The following is a 21,044-nucleotide window of genomic DNA, read 5'->3' on the forward strand; positions in this document are numbered from 1 at the left end:
CTGAGATGACGACAGAGGACGGGTGGCTGCAAGGCCAGCAGCTGCTGGAGCTGCTGGCGGTGATCTCGTCGTACCCGGACGAGGAATCCGCCGTGCGCGGCGCGGTCGAACGCGCGGCGCAGGCGTTGGAGGCCGAGGTCGCCGCGGTCGTGATGGGCGGCAGGGTGGTCGCATCGGTCGGGTTCCCAGCGGGGAAGCTGCCTGAGCACGCCCTGCTCGCCGTTGCGGGGCTGCGGCGGGACAGGCTGACGGTCCCCGGTGTCGGCGAATGCCCGACGGTGACCGCGCGCTGGGGCGGAACACATCCGGGCACGCTGCTGCTGGCCAGGTGGGACGCCTCGTTCACCATCCAGGAACAGTCGCTGGTGCGCGGGATGGCACGGCTGCTGGAGCTGACGCTGACCATGCTGCGCACGTTGGAACGCAGCGAACGCCAGGCCGCCGAGAACGCCGAGTTGCTGAAGTCGCTGCGGCAACGCCAGCGGCTGGTCGAGCACCTCTTCGACATCCAGCGCGCGATCTCGCGGCGCCGCCCGCTCGCCCAGATCCTCGACATGATCACCGGCGCGGCGCAGGACCTGCTCGGCGACGAGATCGTCGGCCTGTGGCTGCGTGACTCACCGGACAGCGACGACACCAAGCTGGTCGCACACGTCGGACTGCGCACGGAGGTCGCCCGCAAACGCCCGACCATCCCGCTGGCCGAGGCGGGCGCCGCGGGCCGGGCGATGATCACCGACGACGTGGTGGTGCTGCACGGCTACGCCGAGACCTCGACGCTGATCGCCGAACTGACCGACGGGCGGCTGTGCGCGTCGATGGCCGCGCCCGTGCACGACAGCGGCGCGGTCAGCGGCAGCCTGATGGTCGGCTCACACCAGCAGACCCGCGGGTACACCGCGTCGGACGTGCAAACCCTGCGGGCGTTCGCCGAGCACGTGAGCCTGGCGCTGACCGACGCCAACACCGTCGACCGGATGTACCAGGCCTTCCACGACTCGCTGACCGGGCTGGCCAGCCGAGGCCTGTTCCTGGAGAAGCTGGCCAAGCGCCTTGGCGCGGCCGAGCACGAGGGCAAGCGGGTGGCGTTGCTGTTCATGGACCTCGACCGGTTCAAAGCGGTGAACGACAGCCTCGGTCACGCGGCGGGCGACGACCTGCTGGCCATCACGGCGGGCAGGTTGAAGTCCCAGCTGCGCGCGACGGACGTGGCCGCGCGGTTCGGCGGCGACGAGTTCGCGGTGCTGCTGTACGGCGTCGCGACGACAGCGGACGCCGTCCGGGTGGCCGAGCGGATCCTGCGGACCATCGGTGAGCCGATGCCGATCGCCGGGCGGCACCTGCGCGTGAACGCCAGTATCGGCATCGCGTTGAGCACACCGGGCATGCCCGACCCGGCCGACCTGATGCGTCGCGCGGATGTCGCGATGTACCAGGCGAAGCGCAACGGGCGCGGCCGGCTGGAAGTCTTCACCGACGAGATGCTGCTGTCCTTCCCGACAGCGGACTGACGCGGTCGGCACGACGTGTGCCGGCCACGCGGGTGGATACGCGTTTGGACAGGGGCTGACACGTTCGTCTCCCCGGCTCACCATGGGGCCGATATCCCCGGTGTGAAGGGACGGCACCCGTGCGAGTTCTTGTGATCGGATCGACTGGAACGTTGGGCGGTGCCGCCGTGCCGCAGCTGATCGCCGCTGGTCATCGGGTGAGCGGGTTGGCGCGCAACGACGAACGCGCCGCCGTGGTCCGGCAGCGCGGTGCTGAACCTGTTGTCGCGGACCTGTTCGACGTCGAGCAGCTGACCGATGCCTTGCAGGGCCACGACGCCGTCGTCAACCTGGCTACGCGGGTTCCCGTCGGTGGCAAGCTGATCCGGTCCTCGTCGTGGGCGCAGAACGGGCGGATCCGCGTCGAGGGCAGCAAGGCTCTCGTGCGCGCGGCGACCGCGGCCGATGTGGGCATCCTTGTGCAGGAAGGGGTCGCGTTGGCGTACGCCGACGGCGGCGAGCGTGAACTGGACGAGGAAGCCGCGCTCGACCTCACCGGGCCGCCGGCGACGTCGGTGGTCGCGCACGACACCGTCGCGGGGTTCGCGCGGGACGGGCGGATCGCGGTCCGGCTGCGGATCGCGAACGTGCACGGCGACGAGCCGCTGACGCGGTGGATCGTCAAGGGCGCCAGTGGTTTCGGTCCGTCGTACTTCGGCTCGAAGGACGGCTGGATCACCCCTGTGCACCCCGACGACGTCGGGTCGGCGGTGGTGGCTGCGCTGGCCGCGCCGACCGGTGTGTACAACGTCGGCGCGACGCCGCTGCGCAAACACGAGTTCGGTGCGGTGGTCGCGGCGAAGGCCGGTGCCCGCAAAGCGCGGACGGTGCCGTTGGCGTTCGGGTTCATGAAGATCCTCGCGCGCTCGCAGCGGGTCGTGTCCACGAAGCTGACGGAGACGACGGGCTGGAAACCGGAACGCCCGGTTGTGGCACCGGAGTGGTTCCCGGCCCCCTAGTGGTACATCCGTTGTGGCAAAATTCGTCGGATGGGAGACCGGCTGAGGGTGCAGCGTGGCGGTTCGGGCGACGCTGTGGTGTTGCTGTTGCACGGTTTGGGTGCCACGGGAGATGTCTGGCACGGCGTGCACGAGCAACTGGCGAACGGCCCGTGCCGCTGGATCACCCCTGATCTGCCAGGTCACGGCGGTTCGGCGAACCTGCCGCGCTACACCTTCGGGCACATGGCGGCGGCGCTGGTGGAACTGATCGACGACGAGGAGCACGTGGTCGTCCTCGGCCACTCGCTGGGCGGTGTGCTGGGGTTGACGCTGGCCAGCGGCTGGTTCGGCGGCTCGGTCGACCGGGCCTGCGGCCTCGGCATCAAGGTCGCGTGGTCGGCGGCGGAACTGTCGGGGGCGAAGTCCTACGCCGAGCGCCCGAACAAGCTCTACGTGGGCCGCACCGAGGCAGCCGAGCGGTACCTGAAGGTGTCCGGGCTCGGCGGTTTGGTCGACGTCGAGGACTCGCGGGTGGACTTCGGCCTGGTCGGGACGCCCGACGGGTGGCGGCTGGCCTGTGATCCGAGGACTTTCGCGGTGGGGCGGCCGGACGTGCCCGGTCTGCTCGCCGCGAGCCAGGCGGAGACCGTGCTCGCGGTGGGTGAGCAGGACCAGATGTGCAGTCCCGAGCAGGTCCGCGAGGTCGACGAGAACGCCGTCGTCCTGCCCGGCCTCGGTCACAACGCGCACGTCGAAGACCCCGGCGCCATGGTGAAACTGATCTCCGACCTGCTCAGCTGAGTTCGCCGGGAGGGGAGCCGCCGGCGCGGCTCCCCTGTCAGGCATTGCGAACCTCGCTCAGCCGAACGCGCGTGTACGCCAACCCGGCACCTCGGCCGCGGTCAACGCGTCGGCGAAGATCGCGACCCGGTCGACCCCGCCGGCCAACCGCTGACCTCCGCCCTGATCGGCGGCGAACCGCAGCTGCCGGGTCGCGCACCCGTTGATGCCGTTGTCAGGCACGGTCGCCCCGCCCGCGCGTACACCGTCGATGTACACGTCGACTTGGCCGCTGTCGGTCATGGTGACCACCAGGTCGACATACCGCCCAATCGGCACAACCGCGGTTGTCGTCACGTTCTGGTTCGATCCGATGAACCGCACGGCATTCGACGGTGTCAGGTCGATCAGCACGCCGTCGCTGCCCGGGTCGCCGCTGGGCTGGAAGTCGAACAGGCGCCGGTACGACCCGCTGCCGTCCACCTTCACCTCGGCGGCGAACGTCGCTTCACGCAGGAAGCCCAGCGAAGTGCTGGCCGTGCGCAGGAACGAGCCGTTCAGCACCAGACGCGACCCGTCGTACACCGCGTTGCCGTCGACAGTGGCGTCCCGGTTGTACGGCGACTTGTCGTCGACCACCCCGCCTGAGACCGGGTCCCACGCGACGAGCGGCGTGTTGGCGGCTGGGACCGTGCACGGCGGCACAGGTTCGATGCGCACCAGCGTCTCGCCGAACGCCGACACGCCCCGGCCGCTGAGCACCGCGCGTAGAGACTGGTACGTCGCCGAACCGCCCGAAGGCGTGACCGTGAAACGGTATGTGAGCGACTGTCCAACCCGGATGGACGGCACCGGGTGGTTCGCGGGTGTCACGGTCCATCCCGTGGGCAACGCCATGGTCAACTGTGCCTCTGACACAGGGCCGTCGAGCGCGGTCACGGTCTCCGTCGCGTCGAACGGTGTCCCGGCGACGACGCGCTCCGGGGCTGTCACTGCGACCGAGACACCGGCCGTGGCAACGTATGTTCCGCCTGCGGTGGCGTCGAAGGTGATCTCCGAGCCGGTGCGCTGGTGTGGCACGTCTTGGCCGGTGCGTGTGTCCACCAGGCGATATCGGCCGTTGAACAGGTCGCTCGCGGCCTTCAACCGACCGGTGTGCCCCGCTTTCAGTGCGGCTCGGGTGGGCACGCCGCCGACCCAGTCGATGTCGGCGGTGACGTCACCGCGTGCGCGCAGGCCGCGGACGGAACCGCGATCCCACGAATCCGGTACGGCGGGCAGGATGTCGATCACGCCGCGGTGGCTCTGCAGGAGCATTTCCGCCACGCCCGCGGTCGCGCCGAAGTTCCCGTCGATCTGGAACGGCGGGTGGGTGTCCCAGAGGTTGTCGAGCGTGCTGCTCTTCAGCAGCTCTTCCAGCATCAGGTGGGAGTGGTTGCCGTCGAGCAGGCGCGCCCAGAAGTTGATCTTCCACGCCTTGCTCCAGCCCGTCCCGCCGTCGCCGCGGGCGGTCAGCGACTTCCTCGCCGCGGCGACCAGGCCGGGGTTGCCCTGCGGGGTGATCTGGTTGCCGGGGTGCAGCGCGAACAGGTGTGACACGTGCCTGTGCGTGTTGCCTTGGTCGTCCCAGTCCTGCTTCCACTCCTGCAGCTGGCCCCAGCGGCCGACGCGCAGGCCCGGGTCCAGTCTGGTGAGCGTGGTGCGTGCCTGTGCCGCGAAGGCCTGGTCGCCGACGGTCGTCGCGGCTTCGGCCACGTTGGTGAACAGGTCCCACACGATCTGCTGGGACATCGAGGCCCCCGCGGAGAACGGGCCCTGCTCCGGTGAGAAGCTCGGGCTCACCACCAGTTTGCCGTCCCTGGGGTCGGCGACGAGTTCGTCGACCCAGAACTCGGCCAGCGACTTCATCAGCGGGTAGGCCCGGTTGCGCAGGAAGGCCTCGTCACGCGTGAACCGGTAGTGCTCGTAGTAGTGCTGCGCGAGCCAGGCCCCGGCTTCGGGGAACCAGAACGAGGTCGCCCAGTTGTGCACGCCGGTGAACCCGAACGGGTTGGTCTCGTTGTGCACGACCCAGCCGCGGTTGCCGAACATGTCCTGCGCGGTCTTGCGGCCGGGCGCCACCATCGAGTCCACGTAGTCGAAGAACGGTTCGGTGGTCTCGGACAGGTTCGTGGATTCCGCGAGCCAGTAGTTCATCTGCAAGTTGATGTTGACGTGGTAGTCGGCGCTCCACGGCGGCGCGGTCGAGTTGTTCCACACGCCTTGCAGGTTCGCGGGCAACGAGCCCGCCCGCGATGACGCGATCAGCAGGTAGCGGCCGTACTGGAAGTACAGGACTTCGAGTGCTTTGCGGGCCTGCGGCGACAAGGCTGTGCCACGGTAGGCGCGCAGCAGGTCATCGGTAGGCATATCGGGTACCTGTTGGCCGATGTCGAGCGCCAACCGGTCGAACAGGCCCCGGTGATCGCGTACGTGAGCGTCACGCAACGCGGCATACGGCTTCGCCGCGGCGGTGTCCACGCGGGTTGTCACAGCGTGGTGCGGGTCCGCGGTGCGGTAACTGGGGTACGCGTCCGCATAGTTCGTTCCCGCTGCCAGCACGAGAGTGACCGCGTTCGCGCCGGTGACCGTGACCGAGCCGTCGGAGTTGTCGGTCCTCGTGCCGCCGTCGTTCTGGACCTGAAGTTGCGACTCGTACCGCATTCCGTTGTCATTCAGGTTGCCGGACAACGTGATCCGGCCGCCGCGTGCCCGCGATGCCCGTGATCGGTTGTCGGGTACGGCGTAGGAGACCGTGAAGGAGACGCGGCCGGGTTGGCTGGCGCCGACGCGGCCGACGACCACTTCGCCGGGGGCGGAGGCGAAGTACTCACGAGTGAACGTCACACCCCCGGAGGCGTACGTGACTCCGGCGACGGCGTCGGCGATGTCGAGCGACCGCCGGTAGCCCGTCACGTTCGGCGGTGCCTGCGGCTGCGATATCCGCACGTCACCGAAGGTCTGGTACGCACCGAAACCGGTCTTGCCCTGGCCGAGGACACCGGCGGCCCATTCGGGTGTCACCTGGCCCTCGGCGTTGATCCGGTCCTGGACTTGTTTGACGGCACCGGGTCTCGGTGATCTCCAGTTGCCGGAGTCGTGGCCCGGCGACCCTGGGCCGCCGGTCCACAGCGTCTTCTCGTTGAACTGCAACCGTTCGTTCTGGACACCGCCGAACACGGAAGCACCGAGCGCGCCGCTGCCGATCGGCAGCGACTGCGACTCCCAGTCGGTAGCGGGTTCGTCGTACCAGAGCGTCAGCGGACCGGCTTGCGCTGACGTCGGCGTGGGGGTGGGCAGAGGCGCTGCCTGGGACATCGGTACGGACAAGGCAGTTGATAGCACTGGGGCCACGATGGCGACTGCGGCCGTTCCTCGTTGAACGCGCATGATCGTCGTTCCTCGCTGTCACTGCAGGGGGACAATCATGAGGCTAGAGATCCGATGTATTCATCGTCAAGAACGATCCAGAAGCAGCAAGAAGGCGATCACCGCCGGAAAGCTCCGACGTGCTCCGATGTATTCTCGCTGCGGGTGGCTACTGCTCGGCGCTGGCCTTGAGCCTGCGCAGTTCGCGCATCGCGACGACCGACCGTTCACCGTCGATGGCGGGAATGGCCATGATCGTGACGTACTCGTCGTCCGGCAGTTCCAGCCGTGCCCACGACGCGCCGTCGGGGAAGCTGACGTGCTCGACGTGCTTCCACTCGTAGCGGCGGGTACCCAGCAGGTTGCGGACCTCGATGCCCGCGGCGTCCGCGCGGACGCGGGACCGCGTGAACATCAGCACGCCGACGGCGAGCACGAGCCCGATGCCGACCATCGCCACCTGGTCGGACGTCTGGAAGTAGGCACCGGTCCACTCGCTGCGCAGCAGGAACGCCACCACGGTGAACACCGCGACGAAGAGCACCGCGATCACAGCTGCCACGTACCGGACCTTGCGGGGCCGGAACTGGAACTCCCCGGCCCGCTCGCTCGTCGGCTCTGTCACTCGAATCCTCGTTCTGTCCATGGCTGGCGCAGGCCACGCAGCACCATCGCGGCCTCCAGCGCCGCGGAGCACGCCTCGAAGCCCTTGTCCTCGACCGAATCGGGGAAACCCGCCCGGTCGAGGGCCTGCTGTTCCTCGTTCACCGTCAGCACACCGTTGCCGACCGGCGTCCCCTCGTCGAGGGAAACCCTGGTCAGGCCCGCCGTGACCGCGTCGCACACGTACTCGAAATGCGGTGTGCCACCGCGGATGACGACACCGAGCGCGACGACGGCCTCGTGGTGCTTGGCCAGTTCCTGGCAGATCACCGGCAGCTCGACCGCCCCGGCGACCCGGACGACCGTCGGCTCGTCGATCTTGGCCTGCTTGGCCGCGGCGAGCGCCCGGTCGAGCAGGTTGCCGGTGATCCTGCCATGCCACCTGGTCGCCGCGATGGCCAGCCGGATGCCCTCGCACTGCGGGACCGACGCCTCGGGCCGTCCTTCGCCGCTCACTGCCGCGTCTCTCCTTCGAACTGTTCGAGGTTGCCCAGCTCGTGGCCCATCCGGTCGCGCTTGGTGCGCAGGTACCGCAGGTTCTCCGGGTTGGGCCACACCGACAGCGGCACACGATCGACCACCGTCAGCCCATAGCCTTCCAGACCGACGCGCTTGGCCGGGTTGTTGGTCAGCAGACGCATGGTCTTCACGCCCAGATCGGACAGGATCTGCGCGCCGGTGCCGTAGTCGCGGGCGTCCGCGGGCACCCCGAGCGCGAGGTTGGCGTCGACGGTGTCCGCGCCGTTGTCCTGCAGCTGGTACGCCTGCAGCTTGTGCATCAGGCCGATCCCCCGGCCCTCGTGCCCGCGCATGTACAGCACGATCCCCCGGCCTTCGGACGCGACAGCCTCGAGGGCGGCGTCGAGCTGGGGACCGCAGTCGCAGCGCAGCGAGCCGAACACGTCACCGGTCAGGCACTCCGAGTGCACCCGGACCAGTACCTCGGTGCCGTCGCCGATCTCGCCGTACACCAGCGCGATGTGCTCGATGCCGTCCAACAGGCTGTCGTAGCCGACCGCCCGGAACGTGCCGTGCGCGGTCGGGATGCGGGCCTCCGCGACCCGCACGACCTGCATCTCGTTGCGGCGCCGGTAGGCGATCAGCGCGGCGATCGAGATGATCGTCAGGTCGTGCTCGGCCGCGAACACCTCCAGCTCGTCGCGCCGGGCCATGTCGCCCTCGTCCTTCTGGGACACGATCTCGCACAGCACACCGGCGGGCCGCAGCCCGGCCATCACCGCGAGGTCGACCGCCGCCTCGGTGTGCCCGGCGCGGCGCAGCACCCCGCCTTCCTTGGCGCGCAACGGAACGACGTGCCCAGGGCGGTTGAAGTCGGTGGATTTGGAGTCCTGCTCGGCCAGCAGCCGGATCGTGTGCGCACGGTCCGCGGCGGAGATCCCGGTGCTCACGCCGTCGCGAGCGTCCACAGTGACCGTGTACGCCGTGCCGCGGCGGTCCTGGTTGGTGTGGAACATCGGCGGCAGGTCGAGCCGGTCGCAGTCGGTCTCGGTCAGCGGCACGCAGATGTAGCCGGACGTGTACCGGACCATGAACGCGACCAGTTCGGGCGTGGCCTTCTCGGCCGCGAAGATCAGGTCGCCCTCGTTCTCCCGGTCCTCGTCGTCGACCACGATCACAGGGCGCCCCTCGGCGATGTCCTTGATCGCTTTCCCGATGTCGTCCAACCCGGCCACGGCGCCTCCTTCAGAACCACTACCGCCCATTGTGGCCCTGCCCTGCCCCGGTTGCCGTCGCGATGTGAGGCACAGCAAGTCGCTCGACGTACTTGGCCAGCACGTCGACCTCCAGGTTGACCACGTCACCCGGCTGGCGCAGCCCCAGCGTGGTCAGCGACAACGTGGTCGGGATCAGGGCGACCGAGAACCGGTCGGCCCGCACCGACGCCACCGTCAGCGACACGCCGTCGACCGCGATCGAGCCCTTTTCCACCACGTACTTGGCCAAGTCAGCGGGCAGGTCGAACGTGGTCATGCCGTCGTCGTCGCGGGAGACGAACACGCCCGTCCCGTCGACGTGGCCCTGCACGATGTGGCCGCCGAGCCGGTCGCCGAGCGCCATCGCGCGCTCCAGGTTCACCTGGTCACCCGCGTGCGCCTTGGCCAGGCTGGAGCGCAGCAGTGTCTCGTGCACCACATCGACGGTGAACGCGCCCTCGGCCACGTCGACGACGGTCAGGCACACGCCGTTGACCGCGATCGAGTCGCCGTGCCTGGCGTCGGACGTCACCAGCGGGCCCGTGACCGTCAGCCGCGCCGCGTCAGGCAGCGGGTGGACGGCCGTGATCTGGCCGCGCTCCTCCACGATCCCCGTGAACATGCTTCAGTTCCCTCCCCTGACGTGCGCCGCGCGGTCGCGCAGCGCCGAGATGGCCTTCCCGGGGTCGTCGGCGTTGTAGACCGCTGATCCGGCCACGAAGCAGTCGACTCCTGCTTCAGCTGCCAACTCGATCGTCTCGCTGTTGATTCCGCCGTCGATCTCGACGACGACGTTCAGGTGCCCGGTGTCGACCAGTTCGCGCGCGGTGCGCACCTTGCCGAGCACGTCGGGGATGAACGACTGCCCGCCGAAACCCGGCTCGACCGACATCACCAGCAGCGTGTCGTAGTGCTTGAGCACGTCCACCCACGGCTCGAGCGGGGTGCCCGGCTTGATCGACAGCCCGGCCTTCGCACCGGCCGCCCGCAGGTCACCGGCGAGCCTGATCGGGTCGGACACCGCCTCGGCGTGCACGGTCACGTTGTACGCGCCCGCTTCGGCGTACCCGATCGCCCAGCGTTCGGGGTCCTCGATCATCAGATGGCAGTCCATCGGGATGTCGGTCACCTTCAGCAGCGCCTCCACGACGGGCAGGCCGAGCGTCAGGTTGGGCACGAAGTGGGCATCCATCACGTCGACGTGCACCCAGTCCGCGCCGGCGACGGCGGCCAGCTCGTCGGCCAGGCGGGCGAAATCGGCGGACAGGATGCTGGGCGCGATCATGGGTTGTTCTGCGGACACGGACGAAAGTCTATGGTCGATCGGTTCCGGTCACCGGCAGGGCGTCCAGCACACTCGTCCACGGTTGGTCGGGTGAGACTGGTGTCACAACAGCGCCTGCACCGCGCAGGGTGGCCAGATGCCCCGGCCACGCCGGGTGCCGCAGCTGCTCAGGAGACAACTGCGGGCACACCGACACGTGCACACGCGGGTTGCCGAGCGCTTCGCAGAGCACGGTCAACGCCTGGTTGTCCGCGATGCCCAGCGCGAGCTTGGCTGTCGAACTGGCGCTGGCCGGGACGAACAGGAACGCGCTCGGATCCGGGTGCGGACGCGCCTGGCCCGGCAGCCGGGACTGGCTGCGGACCGGCAGGTCGGTGAGCGCGGCGAGCCGGTCGAACTCGCCGGACTCCCTGAGCCACCGCTCGGCGGTCGGCGTGAGCGTGATCGCCAACCGCCAGCCGCGCTCGGCCGCCGGTCGGGCGATCTCGTCGTGCAGTCTCCGGTCGACGCCGTAGCACGCGGCGGCGACCAGTCCCAGAACGGCTATGACTCTTCCCTCTGCTCGCGTTGCTTGGCCGCCCTGCGCTGCTGCTCGGCGCGTTCACGGCACTTGCGCAGGAACTCCGCGTCGTCGTCAGGGCTCATCGCCACGTGCCGCCCCGGCCGGTCGTACTCCGGGAACCGGCTCGGCGGCTCGGCGCGGCCCGGCCGGTAACCCGCGACCCCCGCCCCCTCCGGGCGACCGGCGACCAGCCACAGGATCGAGCCGATCAGCGGCAGCAGCAGGACGATGAACAGCCAGCCCATCTTGGGCAGGTTGCGAGTCGTGCCGTCGGCGGTGGTGATCACGTCGACCAGACAGAAGATCCAGAGACCCATCACCACGAAGCTGAACAGGCCACCGGCGAACAACGGCATGATGTTTCTCCACCCCAGGAAGACATGATCCGCTCGAAGGGCGCACAGTGTGCCAGGCCCGCCCGGGCGGGCGTTTCCCAGGGTCTGGATGGCGCCGGGAAAAGCCGGACAAGCGCACGGCAGTAGCGCTTGAATGCGTGGCATGACACGACGCACCGCCATCGCGGGCATGGTCGCCGCGCTGATGCTCGGCCTGACCGCCGCCGGTACCGCCGCGCCCGCCACCGTCGACAAGACACCCGGCGAGCCCTACAAGCGCACCGAGTTGTACTTCGGCGGCAACAAGCCGGACGGCTCGCCGATCACGCCCGCGGACTTCGAGCTGTTCCTGGACAAAGAGGTCACGCCCGCGTTCCCGGACGGCCTGACCTGGCTGGAGGGACACGGCCAGTGGAAGGGCGGCAAGGAGGACTCGTACGTGCTGATCCTGCTGTACCCGTACGACAAGCGCGGCGCCAGCCGCGAGATCGAGGAGATCCGCTCGGACTACAAGAAGCAGTTCCAGCAGCAGTCCGTGCTGCGCTCCGACAGCGTGGAACGGGTCTCGTTCTGAACCGCGGCCCCAGTTGCGGCCTTGCCTTCCTGTTCGGCGGGATCGGGGCGGTCGGCGGCGTGATCGGCCTGCTCCGCATCCTGCCGGACGTCGACATGGACTCGCTCAACCGGTTCGCGATGGCCGTGCTGCTGTGGCCGGTCGCCACACCGGTGCTGTGGATCGCCGAGACCGCGCTGCTCAGCTTCGCGTACAAGATGTGCGCGAAGCTGCGCACCGCACGAGCCATGTGGATCGGGAGCGCACTCGCGACCGTCGCCATCATCGCGGGGGTGACGTGGCTGTTCTGGACAGTGAGCGCGAACTCGTTGTCGGTGACCTAGATCTTGCGGATCAAAGCGCAGTACATCGCGTCCGTGCCGTGCAGGTGCGGCCAGAGCTGCACATCCGGGCCGGGGCCGAGGTCGGGCACGCCGGGGAAGAACTCCCTGGCGTCCAGTTGCTCGGCCTTGGCCCGGCGCACCACGTCACCGACCACGCCGACCGTCTCCGACAGGTGCGGCGAGCAGACCACGTACGCCACCACACCGCCGACCCTGACCAGGTCCATCGCGGACATCAGCAGTTCGCGCTGCAGCTTGGTCAGGTCGCCGACGTCGGACTGCTGACGGCGCCAGCGCGCCTCCGGCCTGCGCCGCAACGCACCGAGGCCGGTGCACGGCGCGTCCACCAGGACCCGGTCGAAGCTGCCCGGCTCGAACCCGGTGTCGCGGCCGTCGGCCACGTGCACGGTGACCGGCTGGCCCTCGGTGGCGTTCCCGACCAGCCTGGCGCGGTGCGGCGCTTTCTCGACCGCGTCGAGAGTCGCGTCGCTGAGCCCCGCCAGCGCGCCGAGCATGGCCGCCTTGCCGCCCGGACCGGAGCACAGGTCGAGCCACCGCGCGTCGGACCCGGTCAGCGCGGGGCGCGTCAACGCGATCGCGCACAGCTGGCTGCCTTCGTCCTGGACACCGGCGAAGCGTTCCCGGACCGGCTCCATGTCGGCCGGGTCGCCGCCGCCTGCTTCCAGGCGGACACCGTACGGCGAGTACGGCGCCACGTCGCCGCCGGTGATCGCGGCGAGCTCCTCCGCGGTGATCTCCCCCGGCCTGGCGACCAGGTGCACGGCAGGCCGGTCGTCGTCGGCCCTGAGCGCGGCTTCCAGCGCGTCGCCCTTGTCGCCGAGCGAATCGGCGAACGCGCGGGCGATCCACCGCGGGTGCGCCGTCGCCGTCGCCAGGTAGCCGATCGGGTCCTCGTCGCGCGGCGGCGCGATCGCGGCCACCCATTCCTCCTCGGTGCGCTCGCCGACCTTGCGCAGCACGGCGTTGGCGAACCCGGCCAGCCGCGAGCCGACGTCGAACCGCGCCAGGTCCACAGTGGAGGACACGGCGGCGTGCGGCGGGATCCTGGTGCGCAGCAACTGGTACGCGCCGAGCCGCAGCACGTCGAGCAGTTGCTTGTCCACTTGCGACAGCGGGCGGTCGGAGCACTCCGCGATCACCTGGTCGAGCCAGCCGATCGCGCGGCTCGTGCCGTACGCCAGTTCGGTGGCCAGCGCCGCGTCACGGCCGCTGATCCGCCGTTCCCGCAACAGGCCCGGCAGGACGAGGTTGGCGTACGCGTCGCGGTCACGCACCGCACGCAACGTGTCCAGCGCCGCACGACGTGCCGGATCCTCCATCGGCGGGCGCGGCGCGGACGGCTCACGGCGGCGCGGCGGGTGCGCGCGCCGGGGCCGGGACGGTCGGTGCGTCAAGACAATCGTTCTCCTTGCTCGACCCGGGCGCCGCGCGCCCAGTCGGTCGCAGCCATCTTCTTCTTGCCCGGCGCCTGGACGTCGCCCAGCTGCACGGGATGCGTCGCGGTGCCGACGAGCACGCGCTTGCGTTCCACCCTGATCTCACCCGGCGCGAGTGCCTCGGCGCCGGTCGGCGTGACCGGACCGAGCTTGAGCCGTTCGCCCCGGAACTGCGCCCACGCGCCCGGATCCGGGGTGACCGCGCGAACCAGCCGGTCGACCGCTACCGCCGGCGTGGTCAGGTCGAGGTGCCCGTCGTCGGGAGTGATCTTGGACGCGTAGCTGACGCCGTCGGCGTGCTGCTGCTCGACCGCGTTGACCGTACCGTCCTCGATCCCGTCCAACGTGGACACCATGAGCTCGGCACCGGCCACGGCGAGCCGGTCGAGCAGGATCCCGGCGGTGTCCTGCGGCCGGATCGGCTCGGTCAGCACCCCGAAAACCGGTCCGGCGTCGAGTTCCTTGACGATCCGGAACGTGCTCGCGCCGGTGATCTCGTCACCCGCGCGGATCGCGGCCTGCACCGGCGCGGCACCACGCCACGCGGGCAGCAGCGAGAAGTGCAGGTTCACCCAACCGTGTACGGGGATGTCCAGCGCGACCTGGGGCAGAAGCGCGCCGTACGCGACGACCGGGCAGCAGTCCGGGGCGAGCTCGGTCAACCGGTCGAGGAACTCGGGTTGCTTGACCCGCTGCGGCATGAGCACCTCGATGCCGTGCTCGTCGGCCAGCGCGCCGACCGGCGAGCGGACGACGTGCCGGCCGCGCCCAGCCGGGGCGTCCGGCCTGGTCACCACGGCGACGACCTCGTGGCGCGGCGACTCGATCAGCGCCTTGAGCGTGGGCACCGCGGGTTGCGGGGTGCCGGCGAAGACCAGCCGCATGTCAGAAGCCCCCGAACAACGCGTGCGGGTCCTGCTTGATCGTCGGCATCGAACCGGTGAACCAGGACGCCTGGCGGATCTCCCCCATCGCCCGCTTGCGGGTCTCCGGGTCGAGCCGGTCGAGGAACAGCACACCGTCGAGGTGGTCGGACTCGTGCTGGATGCACCGGGCGAGCAGGTCGGAGCCCGCCACCTCGATCGGTTCGCCGTACATGTTCCACCCGGCGGCGACGATGTTGCGCATCCGCCGCGTCTCCCAGGTGAAGCCGGGGATGGACAGGCAGCCCTCGTCGCCGTCCTGGCACTCGTCGTCGATCGCGTTCCACGTCGGGTTCACCATGTGCCCGACGAAGCCGTCGCAGTGGTACGTGAACACCCGCAGGCCCACCCCCAGCTGCGGGGCGGCGAGCCCGGCGCCGCCCTGCGACTCCATGGTGTCCCACAGGTCCTTGACGAGCGTACGCAGCTCCTTGTCGAACTCGACGACCTCGTCGGCGCGCGTGCGCAGCACCGGGTCACCGAAAAGCCTGATCGGTTGGATGGTCACGACGGTCGATTCTACGGCGGGGCGGACTCGTCCGGAGCCCGCCCAGCCGACGCGCTACTGGACGCGCACGCGCGGGCTGCCGCCACCGGGGGTGGTGGTGCTGCCGGTGACCCGCTGGCCGGTCGACTTCTGGAACGTGACGTCCCAATCGCCCGTCGGGCGTTCCATCCGCACGCCGTCGACGGTCAGCCCGGTGGTGTCGTTGGCCAGGAAGGCGGGCCTGCCGTCGGGCTTCTGGAAACTCACTGTGCTGGTGAGGAATCTGACGTTCTTGGCGTGCCGGACCCAGAACGCGTATGCGGGGCGGGCACCGAACGTGCGCGGCGGGTACGCGGTCGAGCTCTCCGGCGGCACGCGGTCGGCGTCGGATGCCGGGTGGCCGCCGGGGAAGTCGAGGTCGACGTTCTCCAGCGTGATGTTCTCGATCGGCGATTCCGTCCGCCCGGTGATCGTCGCGGAGTACTCGTCGTCGCCGGCGACGTCGCGTGGTGTGGTCAGGTTCGTGCCGGTGATGTTCTTCAGCGTGATGTCGCGGATCCTGCCCGCGGGCGGGTTGCCTGGGCAGCGCGAGCGTTTGCCGACGTGCATGAAGATCGCCGACGCCGTCCGGCTGAGCCTGATGTCGTCGTACGTGATGTTCTCGATCGTGGCGCCGTCCATCGACACGATGCCGATGCCCGCCTTGCCCGCACCGGTCACGTCGAGGTTCCTGAACTGGACGTCGCGGAACGCGCCGCAGGTCTCGGAGCCGAACTGCAGCGCGTTGTTCTCGGTGGACAGGATCGTCGAGTCCCGCACGACCGCCTTCCCGGTCGGGAAGGTGCGGCCGAGCGCGTAGTCGCTCTTGAACACCACCGCGTCGTCGCTCGCCTCGATCCGGGAGTGGGCGATCTCCACGTCCGAGGTGTTGATGATGTTGAACGCGTCCCGGTCGTCGGCGCTGAGGATCTTCGTGTTGAGCATTTTCACGCCGGTGCAGCCGTTGATCAGGATGGCGAAGTGGCCGCCCTGCCGGAACGTGATGTCCTGGAACCGCAGGTTGCGGCAGTACTTCAGGCTCAGCGCCTTGTCCGCCTGCCCCTGTTCGGGGTCGCCGGTGATCAGGTTGTTGTCGCCGTCGATCGTGCCCGCGCCGGTGAACGCGATGTTCTCGACGTTCTCGCCGAAGACGAGCGCGTTGCGGAAATGGCTGTGCCCGTAGTCCTGGTACTCGTCCCACTCGTTCGGTTCGGCCCGGTCCATGCCGTCCGCGGCGGCGAGCAGCGTCGCACCGGCGTTGAGGTTGAGCGTCACGTTGCTTTTCAGGTGGATGGTCCGCGACCGGTAGCGGCCGGGTGGGAAGTCCACCACGCCACCGCCCGCCGCGTTGGCGGCGTTGATCGCCTTGTCGATGGCGTCGTCGTCATGGGTGCTGCCGTTGCCGACGGCGCCGTAGGACCTGACGTTGAACACCGGCGCCGCCTCGGCAGCGGGCACTGTCAGCCCCGCCACGATGACGCTCGCAAGGACCAGCGTGCCGATTCTCGCCATGAGCACTCCTCGTCTGCGTAGACGTGTCACTCTCGCGGCGGCATGAAAACGTTTACGAAACGTACATTAGCGGTCTCCGGCACCGGTCACAAGCGTTCGACGACGGTCGCGTTCGCCAGGCCACCCGCCTCACACATGGTCTGCAGGCCATACCTGCCGCCCGTCTGCTCGAGCACCGACAACAGCGTGGTCATCAACCGCGCGCCACTCGCGCCCAACGGGTGCCCGATCGCGGTCGCGCCACCGTTCACGTTGACCTTCGCCAGGTCCGCGCCGGTTTCCGCCTGCCAGGCCAGCACGACGCTGGCGAAGGCCTCGTTGACCTCGAAGGCGTCGATGTCCGCCAGCCGCAGCCCGGCCCGGTCGAGGACCTTCGCGGTCGCCGGGATGACGCCGGTCAGCATCAGCAGCGGATCGTCGCCGACGACGGCGAAGCTGTGCAGCCGCGCACGGGGTTCGAGGCCGAGGCGCTGGGCCGTCTCGCTGCTGGTGATCAGCACGGCGGCGGCGCCGTCGTTGATCGGCGACGAGTTGCCCGCGGTGACGTGCCAGCCGATCCGCGGGAACCGTTCGGCCCAGTAGTCGTCGTGGAAAGCCGGTTTCAGGCCACTGAGGACGTCCACAGTGGTCGACGGCCGGACCGACTCGTCGAATCGCACCTCGTCGGCGCCGATCTTGAGCGGCACGACGTCCCGGTCGAACCGGCCGTCCCGCCACGCGGCGGCGGCCCGCTGGTGCGAGGTGGCCGCGAACTCGTCGAGCCTGCTCCGGCCCAGATCCCACTCGGCCGCGATCAACTCGGCACTGATGCCTTGCGGCACAAGGCCTTCAGGGTACCGCGCGGCGACACTCGGGCCGAGGAAGTCGCGGCCGTCGCGCTGGCTGCCGATCGGCACGTGGCTCATCGCCTCGATCCCGGACGCGATCACGACGTCGTACGCGCCGGCGATCACGCCTTGGGCGGCGAAGTGGATCGCCTGCTGACTGCTGCCACACTGCCGGTCGACGGTCACCGCGGGCACGGACTCCGGCAACCCCGCGGCCAGCGCCGCCCACCGCGCGGTGTTGCCGCTCTGCTCGCCGATCTGGCCGACCGCGCCGGAGATCACGTCGTCGACCAGCGCCGGATCGATGCCGGTGCGGTCAAGCAACGCACGGATGGCGTGGGCGTGCAGGTCGACGGGGTGCACACCGGCGAGAGCGCCACCGGCCTTGCCCTTGCCGATCGGTGTGCGGACGGCGTCGACGATCACAGCGTCCCTCATGGCCAACCTCCCTGTTGACTTGCTTCAAGCAAGCGTACTTCTTGTAGGCTTGCTCCGAGCAAGTCAATGTGAGGAGCGTCCCGTGTTGCGCCAGGACTGGTCGGACCACCCGTGCCCGATAGCACGATCACTCGACGTGGTCGGGGATCCGTGGGTGCTGCTCGTCCTGCGCGAGGCCCTGCTCGGCACGACGCGGTTCGAGAAGTTCCGCGTGATCCTGGAAGTCGCGGACAACGTGCTGTCCCGGCGCCTGGCCAAGATGGTCGACGCGGGCCTGCTGCGCCGCTCCCAGTACCGCGGCAGACAACGCACCCACGACGAGTACGTGATCACCGACGCGGGAGCAGACCTGCTGCCGGTGCTCGACGCACTGGCCCAGTGGGGTGAGCGGTACACGCAAGCACCCGTCCGCCACATGGAGATGTCCATCGCGCACCGGGACCGCGACCACACGAGCACCAGCGCGACCGTCTGCAGCGCCTGCGGCGAACCGCTTACGGCCACTGACCGGATCTACCAACGCCAGTGGGCTGGCTCTGGCTCGTAGTCGGTGGTGACGTGGAGCGGTGGTCAGGGCAGGAGGACGCACTCGGTGAGCTTCACGTCGTTATCTGCGGCTGGTGTCAGCAGGGTGGCGAAGCCGCGGATCAGGCTGGCGTGACGGGCGGTCGTGACGGGCGCTCGCCTTCGGCGCGGCCCTGGTTGCGGTAGCGGACCAGCAGGTTGGCGCTGCCGGTGCAGCCCGATTCGCGGATCTCCGCGAGCAGCAGGGTGGCAGGGGACCGCGGGGTCGGCCGCGCCGCAGGCCCGCAGGTGGTCACGGTAGGGGCGACCAGGGTGGGGCGGTAGGTCGGGGTGACGCGCAGGGCCTGGGGTTCGGGCATGCGGGCGTAGCGTGTGACCGTGTTCAGGGCCAGGTCGAGGCGGCGGGAGCAGGCGAGCAGACCGACCCCGTGGCCGGGTAGATCGTGGATCTCGTTCCAGCGTTCGCGGGTGGTCTGCTCGTGAACGCCGCCGGGGCGGGGCGGGTTGACGGCGGCCCAGCATCCGGCGTGCGCGCGGACCTCGAGCAGGACCTTGTCGCAGGGAGTGCGCCACAGGTGCCATCCACCGACTACGAGCCAGAGCCAGTGGGCGGACACACCCAGCAGGTGACCGGCGCTTCCCAGCACCGGTCACCTGGCGTGCGTCAGCCGATGCCTTGGTGCACCGCTGTCATCAGTTCACCGTTGGCCGTGTCGCCGTCCATCGACCAGATCATCGCGCCGCCGAGGCCGTTGGCGGTGATCCAGGCGGTCTTCCTGGCGATCTCGGCCGGGTCGTCGAACGTCCAGAACGTACTGCCGTTGAACAGCCACGCGTGCCCGGAAACGGCGTCCCGGTGCAGTTGGTAGCCGCTGTTGAGCAACGGCTTGATCAGCTTGTAGTCCTCGATGCCCTTCTCGTACCGTCCGGGCGCGCCGTCCGTTGCCTTCTGGTGCAGGCCGTTGTTGGCGTTGGTCACGCCCGTCCAACCGCGGCTGTAGAACGGCACACCGAGCACAAGCCGGTTGGCCGGTGCTCCGCGACTGGTCCACGCGTTCGTGGCGATCTCGACGCTGTACGGCTTCGGGCCGGGGTCGTTGGCGGGCAGGCGCAGCGCGGACTGGTTGTTGGTCACCGGGTCCCATGCGCCGTGCAGGTCGTAACCCTGCAGGGTCGCGAAGTCGAGCGAGTCGAAGATCCGGTTCACCTCGAAGCCCGCGACCACCTTGTCCGGGTCGGCGGGCAGGAACGCGGTCAGCTCGTAGTGCTTGCCGGTCGTGGCCCCGTAGGCGTCGAGCTGACGGCGCCACTCCTGGACGAGCAGCGTGAAGTTCTGCTTGTCCTCCGGGCGTACGACGTTGCCGGTGTTGCCCTCACTGCCGGGCCATTCCCAGTCCAGGTCGATGCCGTCGAACACCCCGGCGGCCGAACCGGGGCCGCCCTGCGGCTCGCCGCCGATCTTCGGCAGGTTTCCCTTGATCCACATGTCCAGGCACGACGAGACGTGCGCCTGCCGGGACGCCGCGGTGAGTGCGGCGTCGGAGAAGTACTTCGACCAGGTCCAGCCACCGAGCGACAGGTTGACCTTCAGGTGCGGGTGCTTGGCCTTCAACTGCTTGAGCTGGTTGAGGTTGCCCGCCAGCGGCTGGTTGTAGACGTCGCCCTGGCCGTTGACGGTGAGGTCCGCGGTGAACCGGCGCTGGTAGTCGGCCCACGCGTCGCCCTGACCGAGCTGGTTGGCCTGGAAACACCGGCCGCTGGAGTCGAGGTTGCCGAACGAGTAGTTGATGTGGGTCAGCTTGGCCGCCGAACCCGAGGTGTCGAGGTTCTTGACGTAGTAGGCGCGGTCGTAGATGCCCCACTGGGTGAAGTAGCCGACCTTGCGCTTGCCGCCCGGCCCGGGATCACCGAACTCCTTCGTGGTCGCGGACACCTGCGTGCTCAACGCGGACACGTTGCCGGCCTTGTCACGCGCGCGGACACGGAAGGTGTACGTGGTCTCGGGCTGCAGCCCGCCGACGAGCAACGAAGCGGAGGTCGACGTGGCGATCGGGGTCGTCGAAGCGCCCTGGAAGACGTCGTAGCCGGTGACGCCGACGTTGTCGGTGGACGCCGTCCAGCTCAGCGGGACTGTGGAACTGCCCGTTTCCCCCGCTGTGAGGCCGGTCGGGACCGTGGGAGCCTCGGTGTCCGGCGCGCCGGACGAACCGTCACACGGGGTGTCGTTGATCGTGCAGTTGATCGGCGCGCCGGGCCCGACACCGTTGAACCCGAAGGTGGTCGAGGCACCCGCGGCCACGGAACCGTTGTAGGGCCGGTTGACGAACGTGTAGCTGTCGCCGGTGCGGGTCATGCCCGCTTCCCAGGTCGACCCGATGCTGGTCCCGGCGGGAAGGTCGAATTTCACGGTCCAGCTGGTCAGTGCGGCGTCGCCGGCCTTGACGACGACCTGACCGGTGAAGCCGGAGCCCCAGTCGGACACCTTGGCGAACGTGGCGGTGGGATCGGCCGCGGCGAGCGCGGCACTGGAGAAGCCGGATAAGGCAAGCGAAGCAGCGGCTATGACGACGCCGCACCTCCGCAGGCCGGCGGACGGTCTCAGTAACATGGGTCTCTTCCTCCTGACGGCAGGGTTGTGGCAGGAAGACCACACATCACTAATGGTCCAGACCACGTGATCAACACAAGGTCTAGACCAAA

At 69.3% G+C, this 21,044-nt stretch carries 20 protein-coding genes and 1 pseudogene; 6 read left to right on the forward strand and 15 right to left on the reverse strand.

Annotated features, from left to right (window positions below):
* Positions 1–5: 5 nt before the first annotated feature.
* The 3 genes from AOZ06_RS36490 to AOZ06_RS36500 all read left to right on the forward strand — a co-directional run bounded on the left by AOZ06_RS36490 (position 6) and on the right by AOZ06_RS36500 (position 3,292).
* Positions 6–1,511: a sensor domain-containing diguanylate cyclase gene (locus tag AOZ06_RS36490; protein ID WP_054293537.1), complete on the forward strand. Its 1,506-nt coding sequence runs from the start codon at positions 6–8 to the stop codon at positions 1,509–1,511.
* A 119-nt stretch (positions 1,512–1,630) separates the two neighbouring features.
* Entirely contained in the window at positions 1,631–2,509 is an 879-nt protein-coding gene (locus AOZ06_RS36495; protein ID WP_054293538.1) for an NAD-dependent epimerase/dehydratase family protein, read from the forward strand.
* Between the two features lie 30 nt (positions 2,510–2,539).
* Positions 2,540–3,292, forward strand: a complete 753-nt coding sequence (locus AOZ06_RS36500; RefSeq protein ID WP_054293539.1) for an alpha/beta fold hydrolase — start codon at positions 2,540–2,542, stop codon at positions 3,290–3,292.
* A 57-nt stretch (positions 3,293–3,349) separates the two neighbouring features.
* Here the strand turns inward: AOZ06_RS36500 and AOZ06_RS36505 are convergent, their stop codons facing one another.
* The 8 genes from AOZ06_RS36505 to AOZ06_RS36540 form a co-directional block, all read right to left on the reverse strand.
* Entirely contained in the window at positions 3,350–6,628 is a 3,279-nt protein-coding gene (locus tag AOZ06_RS36505) for a glycosyl hydrolase family 95 catalytic domain-containing protein (protein WP_063810175.1), read from the reverse strand.
* Positions 6,629–6,848: 220 nt separating this feature from the next.
* On the reverse strand, positions 6,849–7,304 hold the full coding sequence (locus tag AOZ06_RS36510) for a PH domain-containing protein (RefSeq protein WP_054293540.1): 456 nt from the start codon (positions 7,302–7,304) through the stop codon (positions 6,849–6,851).
* The gene (gene ribH, locus AOZ06_RS36515; RefSeq protein WP_054293541.1) at positions 7,301–7,798 is read right to left on the reverse strand and encodes a 6,7-dimethyl-8-ribityllumazine synthase; all 498 of its coding nucleotides are present in this window, start codon (positions 7,796–7,798) and stop codon (positions 7,301–7,303) included. Before ribH ends, AOZ06_RS36510 begins: the two co-directional genes overlap by 4 nt.
* Positions 7,795–9,066, reverse strand: a complete 1,272-nt coding sequence (locus AOZ06_RS36520) for a bifunctional 3,4-dihydroxy-2-butanone-4-phosphate synthase/GTP cyclohydrolase II (RefSeq protein ID WP_054293542.1) — start codon at positions 9,064–9,066, stop codon at positions 7,795–7,797. The genes ribH and AOZ06_RS36520 overlap by 4 nt, the downstream gene beginning before the upstream one ends.
* A complete protein-coding gene (locus AOZ06_RS36525) occupies positions 9,056–9,679 on the reverse strand; it encodes a riboflavin synthase (RefSeq protein WP_054293543.1) in 624 nt (207 codons plus the stop codon). The genes AOZ06_RS36520 and AOZ06_RS36525 overlap by 11 nt, the downstream gene beginning before the upstream one ends.
* Positions 9,680–9,682: 3 nt before the next feature.
* On the reverse strand, positions 9,683–10,342 hold the full coding sequence (gene rpe, locus AOZ06_RS36530) for a ribulose-phosphate 3-epimerase (protein ID WP_054293544.1): 660 nt from the start codon (positions 10,340–10,342) through the stop codon (positions 9,683–9,685).
* A gap of 28 nt (positions 10,343–10,370) precedes the next feature.
* Positions 10,371–10,889 carry a flavoprotein gene (locus AOZ06_RS36535; RefSeq protein ID WP_054293545.1) on the reverse strand — a complete coding sequence of 173 codons (519 nt, stop codon included), beginning with the start codon at positions 10,887–10,889 and terminating at the stop codon, positions 10,371–10,373.
* Positions 10,886–11,260, reverse strand: coding sequence for a PLD nuclease N-terminal domain-containing protein (locus AOZ06_RS36540; RefSeq protein WP_054293546.1), 375 nt, complete (start codon positions 11,258–11,260; stop codon positions 10,886–10,888). Before AOZ06_RS36540 ends, AOZ06_RS36535 begins: the two co-directional genes overlap by 4 nt.
* A 142-nt stretch (positions 11,261–11,402) precedes the next feature.
* Here AOZ06_RS36540 and AOZ06_RS36545 point away from each other — a divergent pair, with 142 nt between their 5' ends.
* Positions 11,403–11,813 (forward strand): DUF3574 domain-containing protein, encoded by a 411-nt coding sequence (locus AOZ06_RS36545; protein ID WP_225952989.1) that lies wholly within the window; start codon positions 11,403–11,405, stop codon positions 11,811–11,813.
* Positions 11,814–11,872: 59 nt separating this feature from the next.
* The gene (locus AOZ06_RS36550; protein WP_054293548.1) at positions 11,873–12,136 is read left to right on the forward strand and encodes a hypothetical protein; all 264 of its coding nucleotides are present in this window, start codon (positions 11,873–11,875) and stop codon (positions 12,134–12,136) included.
* On the opposite strand, the gene AOZ06_RS36555 is transcribed toward AOZ06_RS36550, so the two are convergent.
* From AOZ06_RS36555 to AOZ06_RS36575, 5 genes are all read right to left on the reverse strand, one after another.
* Positions 12,133–13,551 (reverse strand): RsmB/NOP family class I SAM-dependent RNA methyltransferase, encoded by a 1,419-nt coding sequence (locus AOZ06_RS36555; RefSeq protein WP_225952990.1) that lies wholly within the window; start codon positions 13,549–13,551, stop codon positions 12,133–12,135. The genes AOZ06_RS36550 and AOZ06_RS36555 overlap by 4 nt on opposite strands.
* A complete protein-coding gene (fmt, locus tag AOZ06_RS36560; RefSeq protein ID WP_054293550.1) occupies positions 13,548–14,477 on the reverse strand; it encodes a methionyl-tRNA formyltransferase in 930 nt (309 codons plus the stop codon). The genes AOZ06_RS36555 and fmt overlap by 4 nt, the downstream gene beginning before the upstream one ends.
* 1 nt (position 14,478) lies before the next feature.
* On the reverse strand, positions 14,479–15,024 hold the full coding sequence (gene def / locus AOZ06_RS36565) for a peptide deformylase (protein WP_054293551.1): 546 nt from the start codon (positions 15,022–15,024) through the stop codon (positions 14,479–14,481).
* A 54-nt stretch (positions 15,025–15,078) separates the two neighbouring features.
* Positions 15,079–16,554: a glycoside hydrolase family 28 protein gene (locus AOZ06_RS36570; RefSeq protein WP_054293552.1), complete on the reverse strand. Its 1,476-nt coding sequence runs from the start codon at positions 16,552–16,554 to the stop codon at positions 15,079–15,081.
* A gap of 86 nt (positions 16,555–16,640) precedes the next feature.
* A complete protein-coding gene (locus AOZ06_RS36575) occupies positions 16,641–17,819 on the reverse strand; it encodes a thiolase family protein (protein WP_054293553.1) in 1,179 nt (392 codons plus the stop codon).
* Positions 17,820–17,901: 82 nt separating this feature from the next.
* Between AOZ06_RS36575 and AOZ06_RS36580 the strand changes: the two genes are divergently transcribed.
* A complete protein-coding gene (locus AOZ06_RS36580; protein ID WP_054293554.1) occupies positions 17,902–18,366 on the forward strand; it encodes a winged helix-turn-helix transcriptional regulator in 465 nt (154 codons plus the stop codon).
* A 35-nt stretch (positions 18,367–18,401) separates the two neighbouring features.
* On the opposite strand, the pseudogene AOZ06_RS36585 reads toward AOZ06_RS36580, so the two are convergent.
* Both AOZ06_RS36585 and AOZ06_RS36590 read right to left on the reverse strand, forming a co-directional pair.
* Positions 18,402–18,925: pseudogene (locus AOZ06_RS36585) on the reverse strand (IS21 family transposase); the annotation flags it as partial.
* A gap of 83 nt (positions 18,926–19,008) precedes the next feature.
* Positions 19,009–20,952 carry a glycoside hydrolase family 18 chitinase gene (locus AOZ06_RS36590; protein WP_054293556.1) on the reverse strand — a complete coding sequence of 648 codons (1,944 nt, stop codon included), beginning with the start codon at positions 20,950–20,952 and terminating at the stop codon, positions 19,009–19,011.
* Positions 20,953–21,044 lie beyond the last annotated feature (92 nt).

Origin of the sequence: Kibdelosporangium phytohabitans (genome assembly GCF_001302585.1) — a bacterium.
Lineage (GTDB): Bacteria > Actinomycetota > Actinomycetes > Mycobacteriales > Pseudonocardiaceae > Kibdelosporangium > Kibdelosporangium phytohabitans.

Coding starts and splice junctions, on each gene's coding strand:
- AOZ06_RS36590 (WP_054293556.1), bottom strand. CDS start 20,952: ATGTTACTGAGACCGTCCGCCGGCCTGCGGAGGTGCGGCGTCGTCATA.
- AOZ06_RS36520 (WP_054293542.1), bottom strand. CDS start 9,066: ATGGGCGGTAGTGGTTCTGAAGGAGGCGCCGTGGCCGGGTTGGACGAC.
- AOZ06_RS36575 (WP_054293553.1), bottom strand. CDS start 17,819: ATGAGGGACGCTGTGATCGTCGACGCCGTCCGCACACCGATCGGCAAG.
- AOZ06_RS36500 (WP_054293539.1), top strand. CDS start 2,540: ATGGGAGACCGGCTGAGGGTGCAGCGTGGCGGTTCGGGCGACGCTGTG.
- AOZ06_RS36525 (WP_054293543.1), bottom strand. CDS start 9,679: ATGTTCACGGGGATCGTGGAGGAGCGCGGCCAGATCACGGCCGTCCAC.
- fmt (WP_054293550.1), bottom strand. CDS start 14,477: ATGCGGCTGGTCTTCGCCGGCACCCCGCAACCCGCGGTGCCCACGCTC.
- AOZ06_RS36505 (WP_063810175.1), bottom strand. CDS start 6,628: ATGTCCCAGGCAGCGCCTCTGCCCACCCCCACGCCGACGTCAGCGCAA.
- AOZ06_RS36545 (WP_225952989.1), top strand. CDS start 11,403: ATGACACGACGCACCGCCATCGCGGGCATGGTCGCCGCGCTGATGCTC.
- AOZ06_RS36490 (WP_054293537.1), top strand. CDS start 6: ATGACGACAGAGGACGGGTGGCTGCAAGGCCAGCAGCTGCTGGAGCTG.
- AOZ06_RS36570 (WP_054293552.1), bottom strand. CDS start 16,554: ATGGCGAGAATCGGCACGCTGGTCCTTGCGAGCGTCATCGTGGCGGGG.
- rpe (WP_054293544.1), bottom strand. CDS start 10,342: ATGATCGCGCCCAGCATCCTGTCCGCCGATTTCGCCCGCCTGGCCGAC.
- AOZ06_RS36540 (WP_054293546.1), bottom strand. CDS start 11,260: ATGCCGTTGTTCGCCGGTGGCCTGTTCAGCTTCGTGGTGATGGGTCTC.